The following is a 21576-nucleotide window of genomic DNA, read 5'->3' as shown; positions in this document are numbered from 1 at the left end:
CTTATGACCAACCCTGTACGTTAGTGTACAGTAATGGAGACTAGTGGTGAAGTCGCACCGGCGGTCGAGTCGATCCTGGCGGCGGCTCGCGACCGTGGCGGCGGCGACGAACGGCTCTCGGTCGACGCCCGGTCGTTACCGGCGGCGTTCGATCGGGCCGAAGACGAGGGGCGCGTCCCCGTGATCGCGGAGGTCAAACCGACGAGTCCGACCACCGACGGCGAACGGGCGGACGATCCGGTGGCGCTCGCCGAACAGATGGTCGAGGGCGGCGCGGCCGCGCTGTCGGTGCTGACCGAGCCCGGGCACTTCGGCGGCTCTCCCGAGGCGCTCGAACGCGTCCGGGCAGCCGTCGACGTGCCCGTCCTCCGGAAGGACTTCCTGCTCTACGAGGAGCAGCTGGACGTCGTCGAAGCCGACGTCGTCCTGTTGATCGCGCGCTTTCTCCAGGAGGAGGGAACCGACGATCTCGACGAACTGATCGGGGCGGCACGCGACCGGGGCTTTCAGGTACTCGTCGAGACCCACACCGAGACGGAGGTCAAGGCGGCGCTCGCGGCCGGTGCGGAGATCGTCGGCGTCAACAACCGCGATCTGGCGAAACTGGAGGTCGACCTCTCGACGTTCGAGCGGGTCGCGCCGGAAGCGCGGCGGCTGGTCCGTGACGGCCAGTCGAGCGGGGACGCGGGACGAGGGTCCGAGGGCGTCACGCTCATTGCCGAAAGCGGGATCGCAACGCCCGAGGACGCCGCGCGGATGCGTTCGGCAGGGGCGGACGCGCTGCTGATCGGATCCGCGATCATGGACGGCGACGTGCAGAAGAACACGGAGCGACTAACGAATCTATGAGTACGGACGAACCAGCTGACGGGAGTTTCGGACAGTACGGGGGCCAGTACGTCCCCGAGGTGTTGATGCCGGCGATCGAGGAACTGGAGGACGCCTACCGGCGATACGTCCTCGACAACGAGGACGGCTTCATGGACGAGTTCCGCGAGCGACTGGCGGACTTCGGCGGTCGGCCCATCCCGCTGCAGCGGGCCGATCGACTCAGCGAGCGCTACGACACGGAGGTCTATCTCAAACGCGAGGACCTGCTACACGGCGGGGCACACAAGCTCAACAACGCGCTCGGACAGGTCCTGCTCGCCAAGTACATGGGCAAAGAGCGGATCATCGCCGAGACCGGCGCTGGCCAGCACGGCACCGCCACGGCGATGGCGGCGGCACACCTGGACATGCCCTGCGAGATCTACATGGGCGAGACCGACATCGCCCGCCAGCGACCGAACGTCTTCCGCATGCGGATCAACGGCGCGGAGGTCAATCCCGTCACCGTCGGCCGCGGGACGCTCAAGGAGGCGATCTCCGAGACGATGCGCGACTGGGCGACCAACGTCGAGGACACCCACTACGTGATCGGCTCGATCGTCGGCCCGCACCCCTTCCCGTCGATGGTCCGGGACTTCCAGTCGGTGATTTCCGAGGAAGCCCGCGAGCAGATCCGGGAGAAAGCGGGCCGCCTGCCGGACTCCGTCGTCGCGTGTGCGGGCGGCGGATCGAACACGATGGGTGCGTTCGCCCACTTCGTCTCGGACACGGATGTCGACCTGCTCGCAGTGGAAGCGGGAGGTTCTTCGCTCACCGTCGACGAGGCGGAGGGCGTCGCGCCCAACTCGGCGTCGCTGTCGACCGGAAACGAGGGGGTGCTGCACGGCGCGCGGACGAAGCTCCTGCAGGACAGCGACGGCCAGATCATGGAATCCCACTCGGTCTCGGCCGGGCTCGATTACTCGGGCGTCGGCCCCGAACTGGCCCATCTCGTCGACGAGGGCCGGGTGACGCCGGTCAACGTCGGCGACGACGCCGCGCTGGAGGCGTTCCACCGCCTCTCCCAGGACGAGGGGATCATCCCCGCCCTGGAGACGGCCCACGCCTTCGGCTATCTCGAAGAACACCCCGAAGAAGTGGGCGATCTCACGATCGTCAACGTCTCCGGACGGGGCGACAAGGACCTCGAAACCGTCATCGAAGAGACTGCAAAACGAGATCTGGACGTCGCACCCGATATGAGCGTCTTCGAGCAGGTGGGTGCCGGACGCCTCGGCAGTCGGGGTGACCGCGAATGAGTCTCGACGCGGTCTTCGACTCCGAGGAGCCGGCCTTCGTCCCGTATCTCGCCGCCGGCGATCCCTCCTACGAGGCCTCGCTGGAGTACGTCGAGGCGCTGGAGCGCGGCGGCGCTGACGTGATCGAACTCGGTCTGCCCTTCTCCGAGCCGATCGCCGAGGGTTCGACCATCCAGAGCGCGATCGTCCGGGCGCTGAAAGCGGGGATGACGCCCGAGCGGTACTTCGAGTTCGTCGAGGAAGTCGACGTGGACGTGCCGATCGTCTGCATGACCTACTACAATCTCATTTTCCAGTACGGGGGTAGCGAGGGCGGTCCCCGAAAGTTCGTCGAGCGCGCCGCCGACGTCGGGATCGAGGGATTCGTCGTCGTCGACCTGCCCGCCGAGGAGGCCGACCCGCTCCGGGAGGCCTGCGACGAGTTCGGCCTGGATCTGATCTTCATCGTCGCGCCGACGACGACCGACGACCGGCTCGAGAGCATGCGCGAGCGCGTCTCCGGGTACGTCTACGTCCAGGCCCGGACGGGCGTGACGGGCGCACGCGAGGACGTGAGCGACCAGACCGCACAGACACTCGATCGGATCAGCGACTGGGACGTTCCGAAGGCGGTGGGATTCGGGATCAAGACCGGCGAGCACGCCGAGCGGATCGTCCGCGCCGGTGCCGACGGCGTCATCGTCGGCTCGGCGCTGGTCGACATCGTCGCCGAGGGCCACGAGGGCGACGAACCGGTCGCCGAGACCGCCGAGAAGCTCGAAGCGAAGGCACGAGAGCTGAAGACAGGCGCGCTGCGCGGTGTCGGTGCAGCCGTCGAAAGCGAGTGATCACCGTTAGTACCGCTCGGGATCGATCGTGCCCACGTAGCTGCGAGCAGCGGCGTACAGCACGACAGCGAGCACCGAGAGCCCGAGGACCGTCGCGGTCGAGACGGTCGTCTCGCTGCCGACTGCGAGCTTCGCGGCGACGGTCGCGGGGTGTTCGGGCAGAAGCGCGGCCAGGCCGAACAGTCCCAGCGCGATGATCGAGTACAGCAACTGGGCCTGTCGACGCTGAGCCAGCAGGAGTCCGAGCACCGCACCGAGCACGACGACCAGCAGCGCGACCGCCGAGACCAGCGCCAGCAGGGGCAGGACGTTCGTGACGGTGATCCCGTTGACGACCAGCAGCGCGATCCACAACAGCGCCTGCGCGGGGGCCAGGATCGCCATCCCCAGCGCCTTCCCGTCGAAGATGTCCGTCAGCGAGACGGGCGCAACGCGAAGCAACTCCAGCGTCCCGCGTTCGATCTCCTCGGTCAGGACGTCGACGGTGACCGAGCCGCTGATGAACGGCGGCAGGAACAACAGCAGCGGCACGAGCACCGTGTAGGTGAACCCGAAGTAGGAACTGGCGTCGGCCTCCGGCGGGAGCGGGACGGGTTGGGTCTCGAGGTGTGTGGCCCGACGCGTGCGCTCGTCGCGTTCGAGTGCTTCCAGCGCGTCCTGGGCCTTCACGACCGCGAGCGTCGACTGCACGCTGCTGTCGGGGACGGTCACCGTCACCGATGTCCGCCGGTCGACCGATTCGGCGTGGAAGACGCCGACCACCTCCCCGCGCCGGAAGGCGTCCAGCGCGGCTTCGCGCGTCGGGTAGTGTTCCGTCCCGACGCCGGCCGACCGTGCCGCCTCATCGAGCTCGTCACGGGCGTCGCCGGAGACCCCGAAGGTGAGTTCGCCGGATTCGACGCTGCCGGGATCGTACAGCGAGGTGAGCCCGACGACCAGAAACGACGAGAAGGCGGCGATAAAGATCTGGATCGCCAGCGCGAGGACGATCGTTTTCTCCCGGGAGAGACTGGCGATGTCGCGCCGCGCGATGGCGACTCGAACGTCGTCAAACAACGAGCATCACCACCGCGAAGTTGTAGACGAAGTGAATCGCGATCGCCGCAGTGAGCCCGACGGCGTAGCCCTGACGGCCGGATCGCATGCCGACCGCCGACGTCGCCGCCGTGACGACGTGCAACGCCAGCGGTGCGAGCAACAGCACCAGCGCGACCATCGGGCTGATCCCGGCGGTCGGGCCGGCCGAGACGACCGCCGCCTGCTGGACCTCCGGCAGCCCGCCCAGCAACTGGACGATCAGCAGCCCCTTCTCGGCGACGAAGAAGCCGAGTCCCGCCAGCGCACCGACGGTCAGTGCCGACCGAACCGTCCGGTCGTAGCGGTTGTGGACGAATCCCGCGTAGGCCGGCAGGCTCTTGGCTACCTCCTCGATCACGACGATCGCGAGCAGTATCAGCCCGAGCCACAGTTCCCGGGGAAGTGCCATCGAGATCGGATAGACCGCAGCCACGGCGACCAGTTCCGCGAGGATGACCAGCGGCATGAGCAACACGACGACCAGCGCGACGCTGCGCCGTCGCCGGATCCGACCGGCGAGCGAGTCCAGTACCTTCAGCGGGATCGACCGCTGGGTGAACATGTCCTCTTCGCGGTACAGGCCCGCTCCGAGGACGAAAAACAGCGTCGCGGTGAAAAGCGGCGGCACCGTCGAGATCGCCATCTCCAGGGGTTCGATCGCGACGCCCTGGATGTCACGGACGACGATCGTCAGCGGCGAGACCAGCGCGATCGGCGTCACGTCGGTGAAGATCGCCGGCACGAACGCGTAGGTCGTCAGCCCGACCGTGATCGAGACAGTAACGAAGGTGAGTTCCTTGAACGACCTGGCGAACATCGCCCCGAGGAAGGTTGCGGCCAGGAAGAGCAACACCAGCGGCACGACCGCCAGAAGGGCGTACGCGCCGCTTCCGGACCCGGGTTCGAGGGCGATGATCGCACCCGCGATCGCCCCCTCGAAGACCATCGCCCCCAGGAAGTACGGCAAGGTCTTCCCGGCGATGATGTCCCAGCGGCTGACCGGCGCGACGAGCATGAGTTCGCCCCGCCGGTTGAGTCGCTCGCTCAACATCGTCGACCCGTAGGCCTGGATGACGAAGTTCAGCGGGATGACGAACAGAAACGCCAGGATCAGCGACTGGAAGGGAAACGGCGGCGAGATGTCCGACGGCGTGCCGGTCATCGCGTCACTGCCCGTGAGACCGCGGGCGATCGAGCCGATATCGCCACTCGAGCCGCCGCCCGTGGCCCCGTCACCGCCGGCACCGCCGTCAGTGGTGCCACCGGTTGTCCCGCCGTCGGAGCCGTCACCGCCGTCGCCGGTCGTTCCATCGCCACCTCCATCGTCGGAGCCACCCTGATCGCCGGCCCCGCCGCCAGTTGCTCCATCGCCGGTCGTGCCGTCACCACCGTCCGCAGGGGCGATCGTGCGGTTGCGCTCGGCGTACTCGAGCGTCACCGTGACCGGGAACGCGGCCGACTGGTTGGACTCGCCGGCCATCACGCGGTCGTTGTACGAGTCGACGCTGCCTCGCAACTCCGCCAGCGCGGCCTGCCCCTTCTGGGTGTCGCTGGCGACGACCTGCGTGCCGTCGATCTGCAGGTCGATCGCCGAACCGAGTTCCGCGTCGGAATCGCGAACCGCGAAGGTCGGATCGTCCTCGACGACCGGATACAGCGGGCTCTCCTCCGCGACGCCGACCCGGTAGAAGCCCTCGTCGAGGGTCACGCCGCCCTGTGCGAGCACGAGCGGGACGGCCGCGCCCAGCACGAGCAGCGTCGCACCGACGACCGCAGCGGTCTTGCGGTCGATCCCGCCGGCGTTTTTCGTCACCTCCCAGCGGCCGATCCGCAGGATCTTTCGCGGTCGCACGGTCAGGCCTCCGAACCCGACTCGGCGTCCGCCCCCCGATCGGACCGCGATCGAGAGTCGTGGCCGTCGGCTACGTTGAGGAAGACCTCTTCGAGACTGGACTCTTCGGTCCGGATGTCGACGATCTCGCCGCCGGCCTCGCTGGCGGCCTCCCGGGTCGCCTCGACCTCGTCCATCGATTCGACCGTCCGGACGTACTGGCCGTTCCTGGCGACGCTATCGGGCACCTCGACGGTCGCGTGGACGTGATAGACCGTCTCGCCGTGCTCGGCCTGTAGCTGGTCGAGGTCGCCGCGAGCGACGATCTCACCCCCGTTCATGATGGCCACGCGATCGCAGATCGACTCGACGTGAAAGAGGTTGTGCGCGCTGAAGACGATCGTCTTGCCCTCCGCGGCCAGCTGGCTCGTGAACTCGATGATGTAGTTCGTCGTCAGCGGGTCCAGCCCGCTCGCGGGCTCGTCGTAGATCAACACGTCCGGATCGTTGATCAGCGACCGGGCGATCGCGACTTTCCGTTTCATGCCCTTGGACATATCCCCGATCTGGCGATCCCGGTGTTGGAGATCGAGTTCCGAGAGCGTCTCCTCGATCCGCCGGGCCGCGACGTCCTCGGGCACGTCGTAGAGGTCGGCAAAGAAGCGAAGATAGGTGTCGGCAGTCATCTCCTCGTACAGCGGCGACTCCTCGGGGAGAAACCCCAGTCGGCGTCGCATTTCGGTCTCGCCGGCGTCGTACCCGGCGACCGAGACACTCCCGCTCGTGGGTTCGATCAGTCCCGCGAGCATCTTCAGCGTCGTCGTCTTGCCGGCCCCGTTCGGGCCGATGATGCCGAACACCTCGCCGGACTCGACCGAAAACGTACTCCCTTCGACGGCCGGGAAGCCGCCGTACTCTTTGCGGAGGTCGCGGGCCTCGATCATTCGTCTGTCCGTATTGGCTGGCTGCACGTATAGGTTGCCTCGCAGTATCGACGGTGATAGCGGGGCTGCCGGCTGGGCCCGGGAGTAGATCACTCGACGTCCGTGACGACGATCCGCGTCCCGCCAGACGACGATTCTTCGGCCGCGACCGACCAGCCGTGTGCGTCGGCGATCCACTCGACGATCGCCAGCCCGAACCCGGTCCGGTCGGGATCAGTCGTGTACCCGGCTTCGAAGACGCGGTCGCGTTCGCCTTCGGGAATGGCGGGACCGTCGTCGACGACGGCGAAGCCGCCCGCTACCGGTTCGACGCGGACCGATCGGTCCTCGGCGTGGACGGCGACGTTCTCGAAACACTCGGCGAAGGCGTCTTCGAGGCGGTCGCGGTCGGCCTCGATCGTCGGGAGGTCGTCGGCGAGCGTCAGGTCGAGTTCGGCGTCGAGACCCTCCCGTGCCGCGCGGGCCGCGTCGGCGACGTCGACGACGACGGGATCGCGGACCGGCAGCCCGGCGCGGGCGAGTTCGCGCATGTCTTCGAGCAGCGTCTCCATCGTGTCGATCGACCGTTCGAGCGCGTCGAAGTGGACGTCGTCGCCAGTCTCGCGGGCGAGATTCAGTCGACCGGCCAGCACGTTCAGCGGGTTTCGGAGGTCGTGTGCGACGACACTGGCGAACTCGTCGAGGCGTTCGTCGCTGCGGTAGCGGTCGGTGACGTCCCGGGCCGACCCCATCTGCGCGGGTTCGCCGTCGTAAGTGATCGACCGGACGTTGAGCGACAACTCCCGGGTCTCTCCGTCGGCAGTGACGATTCGCGCCTCGTATCGGCTCGACCCGTTCTCGCCGGCCTGTCGACGTCGGACGATCTCCCGCACGCGGTCGCGATCCTCGGGATGGATGAGTTCGAACGCGCCCATGCCGAGTAGCTCGGACTCCTCGTAGCCCGTGATCGCACAGAGGCGCTCGTTGACGAACTCGAAGACGCCGTCCTGGTAGATGAAGATCCCGTCGTGGCTCTGCTCGACGAGCGTCCGGTAGCGCTGTTCGCTCTCTCCGAGCGCGGCTTCCGCGCGGGCGTGCTCGACCGCATTGACGATCGTGTTCGCGAGGACGGCGTACTGATCGGTGCCGGTCTCCTTTTGCATGTATTCGGTGACCCCCGCCGAGATGGCCTCGCTGGCGATCTCCTCGCTCCCGTGGCTCGTGTAGAGAACGAAGGGCATCTCCGGATCGCGCTCGCGGACGCGCTCGAGCAGTGCCAGCCCGTCGATCCCGGCCGGGCGATGGTCGCTGACGACACAATCGATCGAGTCCCGCCCGAGTCGGTCCAGTGCTGCCTCCGGAGTCGTCGCGCCCTCGACACGCAGCGCCGGGGCTTCGGATTCGAGGTGCTCGGCCACCACCTCCAGCAGGTCGGCGTCGCTGTCGACGTGCAACACGCGTATCGGCTCGGGATCAGTCATCGTGTCCGTGTTGTGTGCTCGCTAGTATCAAAGTTCGTATCAGGCCGGGTTGCTCGAACGGGCGGAGACAGGGGCTTGCGCCCTACAGCAGGTCTTCGATGTGGTCGGCGACGGCTTCCGGCGTGTCGCCGACGGGGACGCCGTTGTTTTCGAGCGCGGTGATCTTCGATTCGGCAGTGCCGGTACCACTTCCGGAGACGATCGCGCCGGCGTGGCCCATCCGCTTGCCCGGCGGCGCCGTGCGGCCGGCGATGAAGCCGGCGACGGGCGTGTCCATGTGCTCGCCGATGTAGCGGGCGGCCTCCTCCTCGTCTTCGCCCCCGATCTCGCCGCACATGACGACGGCGTGGGTTTCTGGGTCGGCCTCGAACAACTCAAGAGCGTCGATGAAGTCCGTCCCGATGATCGGGTCGCCGCCGATACCGATCGCGGTCGTCTGGCCGATTCCGCGCTGGGTGAGATTGTCGACGACCTGGTAGGTGAGCGTGCCGGACCGGGAGACAACGCCGACATTACCCGACGCGAAGATGTTCCCGGGCAGGATCCCGAGCTTTGCCTCGCCCGGCGTGATGATGCCCGGACAGTTCGGGCCGACGAGGTGCGTGTCGGTCTCTTCGAGTTTGCGATAGACACGGCTCATGTCCTGGGTCGGGATCCCCTCGGTGATAGTTACGACCAGGTCCAGCCCGTCGGCGTCGAGCGCCTCGAAGGCCGCGTCCGCCGCGAACGCGGGCGGGACGAACACGACCGAGGCGTCGGCGTCCTCCTCGCGGACGGCCCCCTGAACGGTGTCGTAGACCGGGACGCCGGCGACCTCCTGGCCGCCTTTGCCCGGCACCGCGCCGGCGACGACGTTCGTTCCGTATTCGAGCATCTGCTCGGTGTGGAACCGGCCCTCTCCGCCGGTGATTCCCTGTACCACGACGCGCGTGTCTTCGTCGACGAGAACACTCATTGTGCTTGCACCTCCTGTGCGTATTCGACGGCACGTTTGACGGCGTCCTCAAGCGTGTACTCGACGGTGACCAGCTCCTCGTTGAGGATCTCCATGCCCTCCTCGGCGTTCGTGCCCGCCAGCCGGACGACTACTTCCTTGGGGATCTCGTCGAACTCCTCGAGAGCCTGGTTGATGCCACTGGCGACTTCGTCGCCGCGGGTGATCCCGCCGAAGATGTTGAACACCACCGAATCGACGTTGTCGTCGGAGAAGACCATATCGAGCGCGTTGGCGATCCGCTGGGCCTTGGCACCGCCGCCCACGTCGAGGAAGTTGGCCGGTTCGCCACCGTAGTAGTCGACGAGATCGAGCGTCGTCATCACCAGCCCCGCGCCGTTGCCGATGATGCCGACGTTGCCCGACAGGCGGACGTAATCGAAACCGTACTCGTCGGCTTTGGCTTCGAGTTCGTCGCCGCTACCGGCCTCCTCTTCCATCTCGGCGAGTTCCGGCTGACGAAAGAGGGCGTCCTCGTCGACGTTGAATACGGCGTCGGCGGCGATCACCCCGCGCTCGCCGTCCCCTGACTCCGCGCTCGTCACCATCAGCGGGTTGATCTCGACGTCGCTGCCGTCCCGCTCGTCCCAGAGCTGATACAGCGTCCGCAGGATCGAGGCGACCTCGCCCGCCACGTCGCGATCGACGCCGGCCTCGTAGACTGCCTTGCGTGCCTGGAAGGGGTGCATCCCGAAGGCCGGGTCGACGTGCTCGCGGGCGATGGCGTCGGGCTCCTCCGCGGCGACGTCCTCGATGTTGACGCCGCCACGTGTCGAGACCATCGCGACGGGGCGGCCCCGCCCGCGGTCCATCGTCACGCCGACGTACAACTCGTCGACGAAATCGACCGCCTCCTCGACGAGAACGCGCTCGACGCGATACCCCTTCAGATCCATCCCGAGGATCGCGTCGGCGGCCTCGCGTGCTTCGGCTTTCGAATCGGCGAGTTTGATCCCGCCGGCCTTGCCGCGTCCGCCGACGTGTACCTGTGCCTTGATCGCGACCGGGTAGCCGATCGACTCGGCCGCCTCGACGGCCGCCTCGACGGTCCCGGCCAGTTGCGAGTCCGGCGTCGGGATCCCGGCCGCCGCGAAGACCTCCTTGGCCTGGTATTCGTGCAATCGCATGTCACTCTCACAGGGGAGTGGCGCGCGCTTAAATCCCGGCCCTGCTGCAGGTGTGGCCGACATGTTTGCCGTTCCAGCTCGACATCGACGCTTCCGGATCCGCAGGAGCCAACTCATCCGACACCGTAGGTCTGGACATGAACGATCGGATCGAGTCGCTGGCGGCCGAGGTCGCCGACGCGGAGCGGGTCGTCGCACTGACCGGCGCGGGCGTCTCGACCGCGTCGGGCATCCCCTCGTTTCGGGGCGAGGGCGGCATCTGGGAGCAGTTCGACCAGCGCGATTTCCACTACCGGCGGTTCGACGCCGATCCAGCGGGATTCTGGCGCGACCGGATCGACCTCCGGGAGACCTTCTACGGGGACGGTGAGATCGAACCGAACGCTGCCCACGAGGCACTCGCAGATCTGGAAGGAATGGGGTACCTCGACGCCGCCGTCACCCAGAACGTCGACGGTCTGCACGGAGTCGCCGGCTCCGAGACGGTGATCGAACTCCACGGGACGAACCGCGAGGCCGAGTGCGTCGAGTGTGGCCGTCGGATCCCGGCCGAGACGGCGTTCGAGCGAGCCGAAGACGGTGAACTACCGCCCCGGTGTGAAGCTTGCGGCGGCGTCCTGAAGCCGGCGGTCGTCCTCTTCGGGGAGTCGATGCCGGACGAGCCGACGATACGGGCCCACGAACTGGCCGGGCAGAGCGATCTCTTCCTGGCGATCGGCTCGTCGCTGCAGGTCCAGCCGGCGGCCGGGTTACCTGCGCGCGCCCAGCGGTCGGGAGCGACGCTCGCGATCGTCAACCTGGAGGAGACACCGGTCAGCGACCGGGCAGAATACGATCTCCGGGAAGACGTGACAGCGGCGTTGCCGGCGCTGGTCGAGGCAGTCGAATGAGTCTCAAAAGAGAAGACGGGTTCACAGTTCGACGCCGCCGGGAATGAGGCTGTGCTCGCGGTCGAGATTGCCGTCGCCGTCGTAGACCAGCAGCGTGTCTTTCTCGAAGACGACGGGGTCGCCGTCGCCGGGTTCGATCCGGAGCCGGTAGTGTCGATCGCCCTCCGCGCGGCGGCTCGTGGCGGCGACGAGCGAGTGCAGGTCCGACGACTCCAGCGGGGCCTCGAAGGCGAACTCACCGGTAAGCCGGTGGGACACGCCGAGGACTCCGGGATCGTCCGCCGGTGTCCGTCGATAGGAGACGTCGAGGTCGGAGGCCTCCGGGACCTGTCCATCCTCGGCTAGTCGGTCCCGAAGGACCGCCGGGGCCCCCTCGAAGCGCACGGTCAGCCGGGGCACTCGTTCGTCAGCGTCGACGTGGGTCGTGAACTCTTCCCGCCGCATTGACTCGCCTGAATCTACGGTACGGCGCCAGAAGAACGTAACGCAACCGGCGAGCGACATCGGTATACTGTCGATCGTAACGTTTCGGGAGGAATTCGGCACCCGGAGTGTCGAAAACAGCCACGAACGCACAGTTAGGGAGTAGCGTAGAAATCCATAGATTTCGCCCGGGAGCGATGATCCGGTCACCCGATCGGAATGAGAGTTACTCCGATCAGCTACGCTAATCCCGAAGTATTAGGCCCCCGGCCCGTGGCAACTCTGACAATGGCCTGGGTCCGCTCGGAGTACGCCGGCGAGTTCGCCGTCCTCTCGGCGTGGATCGCGATGGTATTGCCCTGGAACGTGGTCTATCACCCGAACGCCCCACTGGACAGTACCGTCGTGTTCGTTCGGTTCTCGATCGTCGAGTTGCAGATCCGGTTTCCGGTCGTGCTGGCGGTCGGCGACCAGCTCGTCTCTGCCACCAACGCACTGGCGGCCCAGTATCCCGGCACACAGTTCGCGTCTGGCCTGTTCGTCGCCTCACCCGTCGGAGCGATCGGACACTACGACGGTTACATGCAACTGGGCAGTCTCGCGTGGGCGCTCGGGGCGGTCGCGTTGCTGGGTTCGTTCGCGTTCAGTCTCGCGTTCTACCTGCGGGAAGAGACGGTGATCGAGCGCAGTCCTGTCGATCCAGTTCGGGTGATCGGCTGGCTGCTGGCGGCCGCGACCGTCGCGACGGCGTCCGCGTCGGTACTGTACTTCCTCGATCGAGGCCTCGCCGGCGTGCCGATCCCGATCGGCACCGCCATCATGGGAGCGCTGGCGGTCGCAGTGCTTCGTGCGGAGCGACGGTGACGGTACCCCTTGCCAGCGTCGCGCGTTTCGAGGAGCGATACTCGGGGTATCGAATTTAAGTGTATGGGGGCTAAATCCCCGGCAAGAGTCGCTACGAGGGCGGCGCTCCCGAGTCATGGCAGACTCCGAACGCGAACAGAACGGGGGATCGAGCGGACTGCTGAGCGGTGCGAAAGAACGACTGGCCCGCTCGGTGCGGATCGTCACGGGCTCGTCGATCGACGTCGAGGATTACGATCCCACCGAGCACGATCCGCTCGCGACCTTCGACGGGCTGGCCGGCATGGACGAAATCGAACGCTACTGGCTCAACGCCCCCTACGCGTTCGTCTCGATCAACTACGACCCCGAGGAGAACGAGCACCGCTATCACGTCGTCGAGCCGACGCTGGACGAACTCGAGCGGGACCTGCTCAAACGGCTGTTCGAAGACATCCGGACGCCGCTTCTGTATCGCGAGGACATCGAGGAAGACCCCGAAACGGCGCTGATGGAGGAGCTGGAAGCGCGTCTCGAAGCGTACGGCGTCGTGATCGAGCCCGAGACGTTTTATCGGCTGTTCTATTACCTCTATCGGCAGTTCCAGGGATACGGCAAGATCGACCCGCTGATGCGCGATCCAGCCATCGAGGACATCTCCTGTGACGGGGTCGACCTGCCGATATTCGCGTATCACGAGGAGTACACGGACATCGAGACCAACGTCACCTTCGGCGAGCAGGAGCTCCGGAACTTCGTCATTCAGCTCGCCCAGCGCTCCGGGCGGCACATCTCCGTGTCGGATCCGGTCGTCTCGACGACCCTGCCAGACGGGTCGCGGATCGAACTCGCGCTGGGCGAGGAAGTCACGCCGCGCGGATCGGCTTTCACCATCCGGAAGTACGCCGAAGACCCGTTCACACCGGTCGATCTGCTGGAGTTCGGGACGGTCGATCTGGACATGCTCGCGTTCCTGTGGCTGGCCATCGAGTCCAACAAGTCGCTGATTTTCGCGGGTGGGACTGCAGCGGGCAAGACCACGAGCATGAACGCGATGTCGATGTTCGTCCCGCCGCGATCGAAAGTGCTGACGATCGAGGACACGCGCGAGCTGTCGCTGTATCACGACAACTGGCTCTCCTCGGTGACGCGCGAACGGTTCGACGAGGACGACATCACGATGTACGACCTGCTGCGGTCGGCGCTGCGCCACCGGCCGGAGTACATCATCGTCGGCGAGGTCCGTGGCCAGGAGGCCGTCACGCTCTTTCAGGCGATGAACACCGGACACACGACCTACTCGACGATGCACGCCGATTCGGTCCAGACGGTGATCAATCGCCTGGAAAACGAGCCGATCAACGTCCCGCGGCCGATGGTCGCCAGTCTCGACCTGCTCTGTGTACAGGTGCTGACTCGCCACGACGGCCAGCGCGTGCGCCGGATCAAGACGCTCGCGGAAATCGAGGGGATCGACCAGCGGACCGGCGAACTGGACTACTCCAACACGTTCTCCTGGGACGCAACCGAGGACTCCTTCCGACAGCGCAACTCCGACCTGCTCGATGAGATCCAGGCCGACCGCGGCTGGTCCCGCTCGGAACTCCTGAGCGAACTCGACGACAGGCGGGCAGTCCTCTCGTATCTCTGGGAGGAAGGCGTGACCGACTACCGGCGCTTCACCGCGTGGGTCAACCGGTATTACGCCGACAAGGACGTGGTCATGGACGAAGTGCACGCGAGCGACGCCGTCACGACGAGAGAGTGATATGGAACCGATCCAGCTTTTGCCACTCGGGCTCGCCGCGGCCCTGGTCGGGCTGTGCTCGTTCGTGTTCGTCAGCACCGGGTGGAGCGGGTTTCTCTCCCGGATGTCGCGGCTGGGATTCGACAGGTTCGTCGTCGACTCGCCGGCGCGAAAACGGTCGCTGGAAGCCGCACACGTCGATCAGACCTACCGGATCTACGCCTCACGGACGTATCTCTACACGCTCGTCGCCGGAGTGGCCGGCGGGACGCTCGGCGTCTATCTCATCGCCGGGACGCTCTCGGTGTTGCCTGCGGTGGCGGCCACGCTGGCGCAACTCCCCTCCGTGATGGGCGAGGCGCTCGGCGATCCGAACCTGGTGATCGTGCTCTCGCCGCTGGAGCGGGACCTGCTGTCCGTCGGCGGCGGCGTCGCCGTCGGTTCGCTCGCGGCGACGCTGACCTACGTCCTCCGCTGGCAGATCCCCCAGAGCAACGCCGAGGTCCGCCGACGCGGGATCAACGAGGCACTCCCGCGGACGGTCGCGTTCATGTACGCGCTCTCCCGCGGCGGGACGACATTCCCGACAGTGATGCGGACGCTGGGGAACAATCAGGAGATCTACGGCGACGCGGCCGCCGAGGTGAAAGTCGGCGTCCGGCAGATGGACCTGTTCAGCGTGGACGTGATCTCGGCGATCAGACGGGTCGCCTACCGGACCCCGAGCGAGAAGTGGAAGACCTTCTCCGAGAACCTCGCCAGCGTCCTCCAGAGCGGCCAGAGCCTGCCGCGATTCCTCCAGTCGCAGTACGAGCGCTACCAGGAAGAGGCCGAAGAGCGCCAGAAGGAAGTCCTCGAGTTGCTGGCGACGATCGCCGAGGCGTACGTGACGGTGCTGGTCGCGGGGATGCTCTTTCTGGTGACGATCCTGCTCGTGTTCGGGCTGACGACGACCGACACGCTGCCGTTCATCCGGATGATCGGGTACCTGATCATTCCGCTGGCTAACCTCGGATTCATGCTCTTTCTGATGCAGAAGCTCGAGCAACTCGGGATCGCCCGAGAGAGCGGCGTCTCGAAGCTCGAAGCCGACGACACGAGTACGACCGCACCCGAGACGAGCACGGCAGGCGAATCCCGGAGCAAGACTGCTCCCGAGACGCCGACGACGAGTACCGACGGTGGGACGAGCGGTGTCGTCCAGTCGAACCTGGCACAACTGCGGCACTACGATCGCGCGAGCCGCCTCAAGCGAGTGCTCGGGACGCCGCTACAGACGATCATGTGGCATCCGACGCGCTTGCTGTACGTGACTGTCCCACTGGCGCTTCTGTGGATCGGGATCCGGATGCCCGAGGCGCTGGCCGCGGAAGGGCTCAGCGTCCGTGTCCTCGATGACATCCTCATCCAGGCCGGGCTGTTCGTGCTCGGGACGTTCGCCATCGTCCGGGAAGTGTACAAACGACGGATCGACCGGATCGAAGCCGCGACGCCCGAATTGCTCGAACGGCTCGCGAGCCTCAACGAGGCCGGGATGTCCGTCGTCGAGAGCCTCGACCGGGTTCGGGACAGCGACCTGGATGCGCTCGGCGACGAAGTCGATCGGATCTGGAGCGACGTCGAGATGGGAGCCAACGTGCAGGCGGCACTGGTCCGGTTCGGGCGGCGCGTCCGGACGACCTCGATCGCACGGATCGTGACACTGCTGACCAACGCGATGCACGCCAGCGGCAGGATCGGTCCCGTCCTGCGGATCGCCGCCACGCAGGCCCGCTCGGACCTCCGGATGCGACGGCAGCGACGCCAGCAGATGTTCACCTATCTGGTCGTCATCTACATCTCGTTTTTCGTCTTTCTCGTGATCATCATCGCCGTCCAGGAAGTGCTGATCCCGGCACTGCCGGAATCGATCCAGACGCCGGAGGGGCCGAACCGCCTGGGCGTCAACGCCCAGCAGTTCGCCCGGCTCGGCGAGGTCGACAAGGCCGCCTACGCGCTGGTCTTCTTCCACACAGCACTGGTCCAGGCAGTGTTCTCGGGATTCATCGCCGGCCAGCTCGGCGAGGGGACGCTCAAAGACGGGGCGAAACACGCGGCCGTGATGCTCGCGATCGCCTACGTGGCCCTCCTGCTTCTGTCGTCGCCGGTCGCGTCGATCAACTTCGGGGCCCAGCCGGCGACGGACGGCGAACAGATCACGATCGAATCCGTCTCGATGTCCGACGGTGGGTTCGTTGTCGTCTCCATGGACACGAGAGACAGGGACGTGCTCGGTCGGACGGAATACCTCCCGCCGGGGACCCACCGGAACGTCGTCATTCCGGTGGACAGCCCGCCCGACCGGGCGAAGCTCGAGGTCGTCGCGATCCCCCATCTGGACACGAACGACAACCGGCGGTTCGACTACGACGGCAACGAGACCGATCGTCCGTACCCCGCAGGCAGCTACCAGGTGTCCGTCGAGGCGACGCTCACCTACAATCAGAGCGCGTCCGGCGACAGCAGCACGCAATCCCTCGCGATGGGCGGCGTGGCAGCAGGAATCCCGAAGTATTAGGTGTGCGAGCGGGAAACTCGCGGGCGATGGACTTCGCTGCGTTCGCCGACCGGGCCGGTGAGATCGACGCCGAAAGCGCCGACACTGCAGTTACCGAGCGCGTGAGCGTGCTGCTGGCCGACGCCGGGTCGGAGTTGCCGACGGTTGTCCGTTTTCTGCAGGGACGGGTGTTCCCGGCACACGACTCCCGGACGCTCGATATCGGCCCCGCGCTGTGTTACGAGGCGATCGCCCGTGCAGCCGGGCAGAACGTCACCGCCGAGGACGTCGAATCGAGGCTCGCCGATCGCGGCGAGATCGGGGCCGTCGCCGCCAGCTACGAGTTCGGTGGACAGCAGGGTCTCGGCGCGTTCACCGGTGGTGACGACGGCGGGTTGACCGTCGCCGAGGTGGACAGCACCCTCCGGGACGTGGCCGCGGCCGAAGGCGACGGCAGCCAGGACACCAAGCGCGACCTCCTGTTCGGGCTGTTCAACCGGTCGAGCCCGGCGGAAGCGCGGTATCTCGCCCGGCTCGTTCTCGGGGAGATGCGGATCGGCGTCGGCGGCGGGACGGTCCGGGACGCCGTCTCCGAGGCCTTCGACGTGCCGGTCGATGCGGTCGAGCGAGCGCTACAGGTCACCAACGACTACGGGCTCGTCGCCGAGGTCGCACGCGAGGACGGCACCGACGGGCTCGGAGAGTTGCGCCTGGAGATCGGCCGGCCGGTCCAGGCGATGCTCGCCCAGACCGGGACGGTCACCGGCGCGCTGGAAGACTGGGAGACGGCCGCGGTCGAAATCAAGTACGACGGGGCTCGCGTGCAGGTGCATTACGACGGCGACGACGTACGGCTGTTCTCGCGGAACATGGAGGAGGTGACGGAGCCGCTTCCGGAGGTCGTCACCTTCGTCGAGCGCGAACTGGACGTGCCGGCGATTCTCGACGGCGAAGTCGTCGCTGTCGACGAGGACGGCGAGCCCCTTCCCTTCCAGGAGGTGCTACGGCGGTTCCGCCGGAAACACGACGTCGCGAAGGCCCGCGAGGACGTCGAGGTGCGCCTGCAGGCGTTCGACTGCCTGCACGCCGGCGTACCCGGATCCGACGCGGAGTCCGTCGAAGACCTGCTCGACGCACCGCTCCGGGAGCGTCGGCAACGCCTCGAAACGCTGCTCGATGCGGGCGTCTCGGAGTGGTGGCTCGCCGAGGACGCCGAGGAGATCGAGGCCATCGAGGCCGAGGCGCTGCAGTCGGGCCACGAGGGGATCATGCTCAAGGACCCCGAGTCGACGTACTCGCCGGGTCGACGGGGCAAACACTGGCGCAAGCGCAAGCCCGACGTGGAGACGCTCGACCTGGTCGTCACCGGGGCAGAATGGGGCGAGGGCCGCCGCGCGGAGCTGCTCGGCACGTTCGAGGTCTCGGTCCGCACGCCGGACGGGTACGCGCCGGTCGGCAACGTCGCGACGGGCATCACCGACGAACAGCTCGAATCCCTGACCGAGCGCCTCGAACCACACGTGCGGAGCGAGGACGGCGTCGCAGTCGATCTCGAACCCGCGGTCGTCTTCGAGGTCGGTTACGAGGAACTTCAGACTTCCAGCACCTACGAGTCGGGCTACGCGCTCCGGTTCCCCCGGTTTCTCGGCGTGCGCGAGGACAAAGGTCCCGACGACGCCGACACGCTCGAACGCGTCGAGCGACTGGCTGCCGAGCAGTAGCCCGGAAATCGACTGGCCGAGGACCACGACGCGAGGTTTTTCCCGGAGAGAGACCGACTAACGCACATGACAGTCACCTACGACGGGCTTACGATCGAGTGGCTCGGATACGCGACGGTACGACTCGAAGCGGCCGACGGCACGGTCGTCTACCTCGACCCCGGTCGCTACGGCGTGCTCACGGGCGAGTGGGAACCGGACACCCCGGGAGTAGCCCACCCGCCGAGCCGTGACTACCGGTCCGAAGACGGCGACGTCGTCTGTGTCACCCACGCCCATCACTACGATCCGGACGGGATCGACCGGGTCGCGGATGAGGACGCCACGGTCGTCGCCTTCGAGGGGATGGACCTGCGCGGTTCGGGTCGGGACCTCCCGCGGCTGGTCGATCTCGACTACGACGTGCGAACCGTCGACGACGAGTCCGACCTCGTCGTCGCGGGCGTCCCGGTCTGGACGCTCCCGGCCTACAACGAACCGAACGGCCCGCACACCCGACCCGACGGCTCACCGTTCCATCCGGAGGGGCGCGGCTGTGGCTATCTGCTGTCGATCGACGGTACCCGCGTCTGCTGGCCCGGTGACACAGACGTGCTCGACGGTCACGCTGCCCTCGACGTCGACGTGTTCCTCCCGCCGATCGGCGGGGCGTTCACGATGGACCGCTCGGAGGCTGCCGCGCTTGCAATCGAGATGGATCCGGAGCTGGTCGTTCCGATCCACTACAACACCTTCGGGGCGCTTGAGACCGATCCAGAGGCGTTCGAATCCGAGCTGGAAGCCGCCGGCGTGTCGGTCGCCCTCGACGCTTAGCTTGATATAGGCGCTAAGCCCCCACCCTCAACGAGTACCGCAGTCCGCGTTAGCGGACAAGGAACGCAGTAGGGTGGGAATACAGCGCCGTCATCATCTGCTCTTACAGCGATACGGTTACTGGCCTACAGGCCCACGTAGTCGCAACGTTTTTACATTGGGTTACTATAATATAAGGTGACCCCAATGGAGTATGACCTCGACTCGGGAGCGCACTCGACGTATTCCCTGCATTACCACCTGATACTCACCACGAAGTATCGGCGCGGAGTGCTAACCGAGGAGCGAACCCAATTCATTCGCGGGGTCATCAGCGGGTTCACGGACAACTACGGTGTCGAACTGACGAATCTCGACGGCGAGGACGACCACGTACACATCCTGTTCCGAGCGAAACCAACCACAGACCTCGCGAAGTTCATCAACACGGTCAAGGGCGCGACCGCCCGCCGTATCCGCAACGAATACGCGGACGAACTCAAGACCGAACTGTGGGGCGACTCGTTCTGGAACGATTCGTACTGCCTCATCTCGACGGGGCAGGTGTCGCTGGATGTGTTGAAACAGTACGTAGAGGACCAACGCGAGTAGAGAGCCATGTACTACGCCTACAAGTATCGTCTCAAGCCGTCCGACGCTCACCGTGAGGAGTTGGACCACCACCGCGATATTTGTCGGCAACTGTATAACCACACGCTCTACCGCCTCAACGAGTACCAAGATGAACACGGCGAACTGCCGTCCATGACCACCCTGCGGTCGGAACTCCCTGACCTCAAGGAGTGGTGGGACGACCTCTCCGACGTGTACTCGAAGGTTCTCCAAACCGTCGTGGAACGGCTGTTCGACAACCTCAAAGGCCTCTCCAAACTCAAAGAGAACGGCTACGGCGTCGGCCAACTCAAGTGGAAGCCGCCACGGCAGTTCCGCAGTTTCACGTACAGTCAGTCTGGCTTCAAGCTCGACAAGAAGGGCGGTCAGACTGTCCTGTCACTCTCGAAGCTCGCGGACATACCGATTCGGCTCCACCGTGCCATCCCCGACGACGCGACCCTCAAACAGGTCACGGTAAAACGAGAACCGACGGGCGAGTGGTTCGCCACGTTCGGCGTCGAAATGGACCGTGAACCGCCCGAGCCGCCTGAGAATCCCGAGAAGTATGTCGGCATCGACGTGGGGATTCTCAAGTACGCCCACGACACCGACGGCACGGCGGTCGGGTCGCTCGACCTGTCCGACGAGCGCGAACGCTTGGAGCGCGAGCAACGGAAGCTCTCGCGGAAGCAACACGGGTCGAACAACTACGAGAAGCAACGACGGCGCGTTGCGGAGTGTCACGCGGACCTCCGACGGAAGCGCCGGGACTTCCTACACAAACTCTCGAACTACTACGCTCGGGAGTACGACCTTGTGGCGGTCGAAGACCTGAACGTGAAGGGGATGATGGAGTCGCCATCGAACAGCCGCAACACGGCGTCGGCGGCGTGGCGAACGTTCCTCTCGTTGCTCGAATACAAGTGCAAACGCGAGGGGACGCACTTCGTGGCGGTCAACCCGCGAGGGACGACCAAAGAGTGTGCGTCCTGCGGTGTCTCGACAGACAAACCGCTCTGGGTCCGTGAACACTCCTGTCCGGCCTGTGGATTCACGGCGGACAGGGACGCGAACGCGGCATGGAATATCCTTTCTCGCGGCCTCACCGATGTAGGAGTGGGACACTCCGAATCAACGCCTGTGGAGACTGCGCTCCCTGTGGATACACCTGTGTCTGCAAAGCGCGTCGTGGAAGCAGGAAGCCCTACCCTCAAGGAGCGAACGGTGTTAGCCGTGAGCGAGTAGGGTAGTTCACTGGAGCTTCAAGTCTCGACTTGCAAGACTCAGAGGATGTATCTGCCAGATCCCTGAGGCCATATCTCGTCTGTCCACCAGAGCAAATGGGGGTCCGGAAGCGGGGAGCGGCTTACACCCAGGTTTCGAGACAGTCGGTCGAGCAGAACGAGATGTCGACGGTCGAGTCGGACCCCTCAGGGTGTACCCGAAGCGTGTACGCCTTGATCTCGGTGTCACAATTAGCGCAGCTCATATCCATAACCAGATTACAATACTACTTTGTTACTCAGCTTTGCACGTTAGCGTCAGCTGTTGAATGAACGAACAGGTGATCGATTTCTTCCATCAGGTCATCGACGCCACGATCATTATTGTCCCGAACCC

General features: G+C 65.9%; 19 protein-coding genes. 11 read left to right on the top strand and 8 right to left on the bottom strand.

Annotation, left to right across the window (positions count from 1 at the left end; all coding sequences use genetic code 11):
- Window positions 1-33 precede the first annotated feature (33 nt).
- Genes trpC through trpA form a run of 3 tightly spaced genes read left to right on the top strand, consistent with a single transcriptional unit; the run spans window position 34 to window position 2956 of the window.
- Complete coding sequence (gene trpC, locus OB916_RS04835) at window positions 34-849, top strand: indole-3-glycerol phosphate synthase (protein ID WP_315908156.1); 816 nt, start codon at window positions 34-36, stop codon at window positions 847-849.
- A complete protein-coding gene (trpB, locus tag OB916_RS04830) occupies window positions 846-2129 on the top strand; it encodes a tryptophan synthase subunit beta (protein WP_315908155.1) in 1284 nt (427 codons plus the stop codon). The genes trpC and trpB overlap by 4 nt, the downstream gene beginning before the upstream one ends.
- The gene (trpA, locus tag OB916_RS04825; RefSeq protein WP_315908154.1) at window positions 2126-2956 is read left to right on the top strand and encodes a tryptophan synthase subunit alpha; all 831 of its coding nucleotides are present in this window, start codon (window positions 2126-2128) and stop codon (window positions 2954-2956) included. Before trpB ends, trpA begins: the two co-directional genes overlap by 4 nt.
- Window positions 2957-2962: 6 nt before the next feature.
- Here the strand turns inward: trpA and OB916_RS04820 are convergent, their stop codons facing one another.
- From OB916_RS04820 to sucC, 6 genes are all read right to left on the bottom strand, one after another.
- Window positions 2963-4012, bottom strand: a complete 1050-nt coding sequence (locus OB916_RS04820) for an ABC transporter permease (protein WP_315908153.1) — start codon at window positions 4010-4012, stop codon at window positions 2963-2965.
- A complete protein-coding gene (locus OB916_RS04815) occupies window positions 4005-5885 on the bottom strand; it encodes an ABC transporter permease subunit (protein WP_315908152.1) in 1881 nt (626 codons plus the stop codon). The genes OB916_RS04820 and OB916_RS04815 overlap by 8 nt, the downstream gene beginning before the upstream one ends.
- A gap of 2 nt (window positions 5886-5887) precedes the next feature.
- Window positions 5888-6808, bottom strand: coding sequence for an ABC transporter ATP-binding protein (locus OB916_RS04810; RefSeq protein WP_315908151.1), 921 nt, complete (start codon window positions 6806-6808; stop codon window positions 5888-5890).
- An 89-nt stretch (window positions 6809-6897) separates the two neighbouring features.
- The gene (locus tag OB916_RS04805) at window positions 6898-8268 is read right to left on the bottom strand and encodes a PAS domain S-box protein (protein WP_315908150.1); all 1371 of its coding nucleotides are present in this window, start codon (window positions 8266-8268) and stop codon (window positions 6898-6900) included.
- An 82-nt stretch (window positions 8269-8350) separates the two neighbouring features.
- On the bottom strand, window positions 8351-9223 hold the full coding sequence (gene sucD / locus OB916_RS04800) for a succinate--CoA ligase subunit alpha (protein WP_315908149.1): 873 nt from the start codon (window positions 9221-9223) through the stop codon (window positions 8351-8353).
- Window positions 9220-10389, bottom strand: a complete 1170-nt coding sequence (sucC, locus tag OB916_RS04795; protein ID WP_315908148.1) for an ADP-forming succinate--CoA ligase subunit beta — start codon at window positions 10387-10389, stop codon at window positions 9220-9222. The genes sucD and sucC overlap by 4 nt, the downstream gene beginning before the upstream one ends.
- Before the next feature lie 137 nt (window positions 10390-10526).
- Here sucC and OB916_RS04790 point away from each other — a divergent pair, with 137 nt between their 5' ends.
- Complete coding sequence (locus tag OB916_RS04790; RefSeq protein WP_315908147.1) at window positions 10527-11279, top strand: NAD-dependent deacylase; 753 nt, start codon at window positions 10527-10529, stop codon at window positions 11277-11279.
- 21 nt (window positions 11280-11300) lie between these two features.
- Here OB916_RS04790 and OB916_RS04785 read toward each other — a convergent pair whose 3' ends face one another.
- On the bottom strand, window positions 11301-11723 hold the full coding sequence (locus OB916_RS04785) for a DUF5793 family protein (RefSeq protein WP_315908146.1): 423 nt from the start codon (window positions 11721-11723) through the stop codon (window positions 11301-11303).
- A gap of 267 nt (window positions 11724-11990) precedes the next feature.
- Here OB916_RS04785 and OB916_RS04780 point away from each other — a divergent pair, with 267 nt between their 5' ends.
- The 7 genes from OB916_RS04780 (at window position 11991) to OB916_RS04750 (ending at window position 21201) form a co-directional block, all read left to right on the top strand.
- Window positions 11991-12566 (top strand): DUF7549 family protein, encoded by a 576-nt coding sequence (locus OB916_RS04780; protein WP_315908145.1) that lies wholly within the window; start codon window positions 11991-11993, stop codon window positions 12564-12566.
- Between the two features lie 115 nt (window positions 12567-12681).
- Entirely contained in the window at window positions 12682-14313 is a 1632-nt protein-coding gene (locus OB916_RS04775) for a type II/IV secretion system ATPase subunit (protein ID WP_315908144.1), read from the top strand.
- Between the two features lies 1 nt (window position 14314).
- The gene (locus OB916_RS04770) at window positions 14315-16849 is read left to right on the top strand and encodes a type II secretion system F family protein (protein WP_315908143.1); all 2535 of its coding nucleotides are present in this window, start codon (window positions 14315-14317) and stop codon (window positions 16847-16849) included.
- A 26-nt stretch (window positions 16850-16875) separates the two neighbouring features.
- Window positions 16876-18549: an ATP-dependent DNA ligase LigA gene (ligA, locus tag OB916_RS04765; RefSeq protein WP_315908142.1), complete on the top strand. Its 1674-nt coding sequence runs from the start codon at window positions 16876-16878 to the stop codon at window positions 18547-18549.
- 66 nt (window positions 18550-18615) lie between these two features.
- On the top strand, window positions 18616-19362 hold the full coding sequence (locus OB916_RS04760) for an MBL fold metallo-hydrolase (RefSeq protein WP_315908141.1): 747 nt from the start codon (window positions 18616-18618) through the stop codon (window positions 19360-19362).
- Between the two features lie 186 nt (window positions 19363-19548).
- Entirely contained in the window at window positions 19549-19953 is a 405-nt protein-coding gene (tnpA, locus tag OB916_RS04755) for an IS200/IS605 family transposase (protein ID WP_315908140.1), read from the top strand.
- A 6-nt stretch (window positions 19954-19959) separates the two neighbouring features.
- Window positions 19960-21201, top strand: a complete 1242-nt coding sequence (locus OB916_RS04750; protein WP_315908139.1) for an RNA-guided endonuclease InsQ/TnpB family protein — start codon at window positions 19960-19962, stop codon at window positions 21199-21201.
- 121 nt (window positions 21202-21322) lie between these two features.
- Here OB916_RS04750 and OB916_RS04745 read toward each other — a convergent pair whose 3' ends face one another.
- Window positions 21323-21445, bottom strand: a complete 123-nt coding sequence (locus OB916_RS04745; RefSeq protein WP_315908138.1) for a hypothetical protein — start codon at window positions 21443-21445, stop codon at window positions 21323-21325.
- Window positions 21446-21576: the final 131 nt, after the last annotated feature.

This window comes from Halapricum hydrolyticum, from assembly GCF_025517535.1.
Lineage (GTDB): Archaea > Halobacteriota > Halobacteria > Halobacteriales > Haloarculaceae > Halapricum > Halapricum hydrolyticum.
This window is presented reverse-complemented; position numbering and strand designations above follow the sequence as displayed.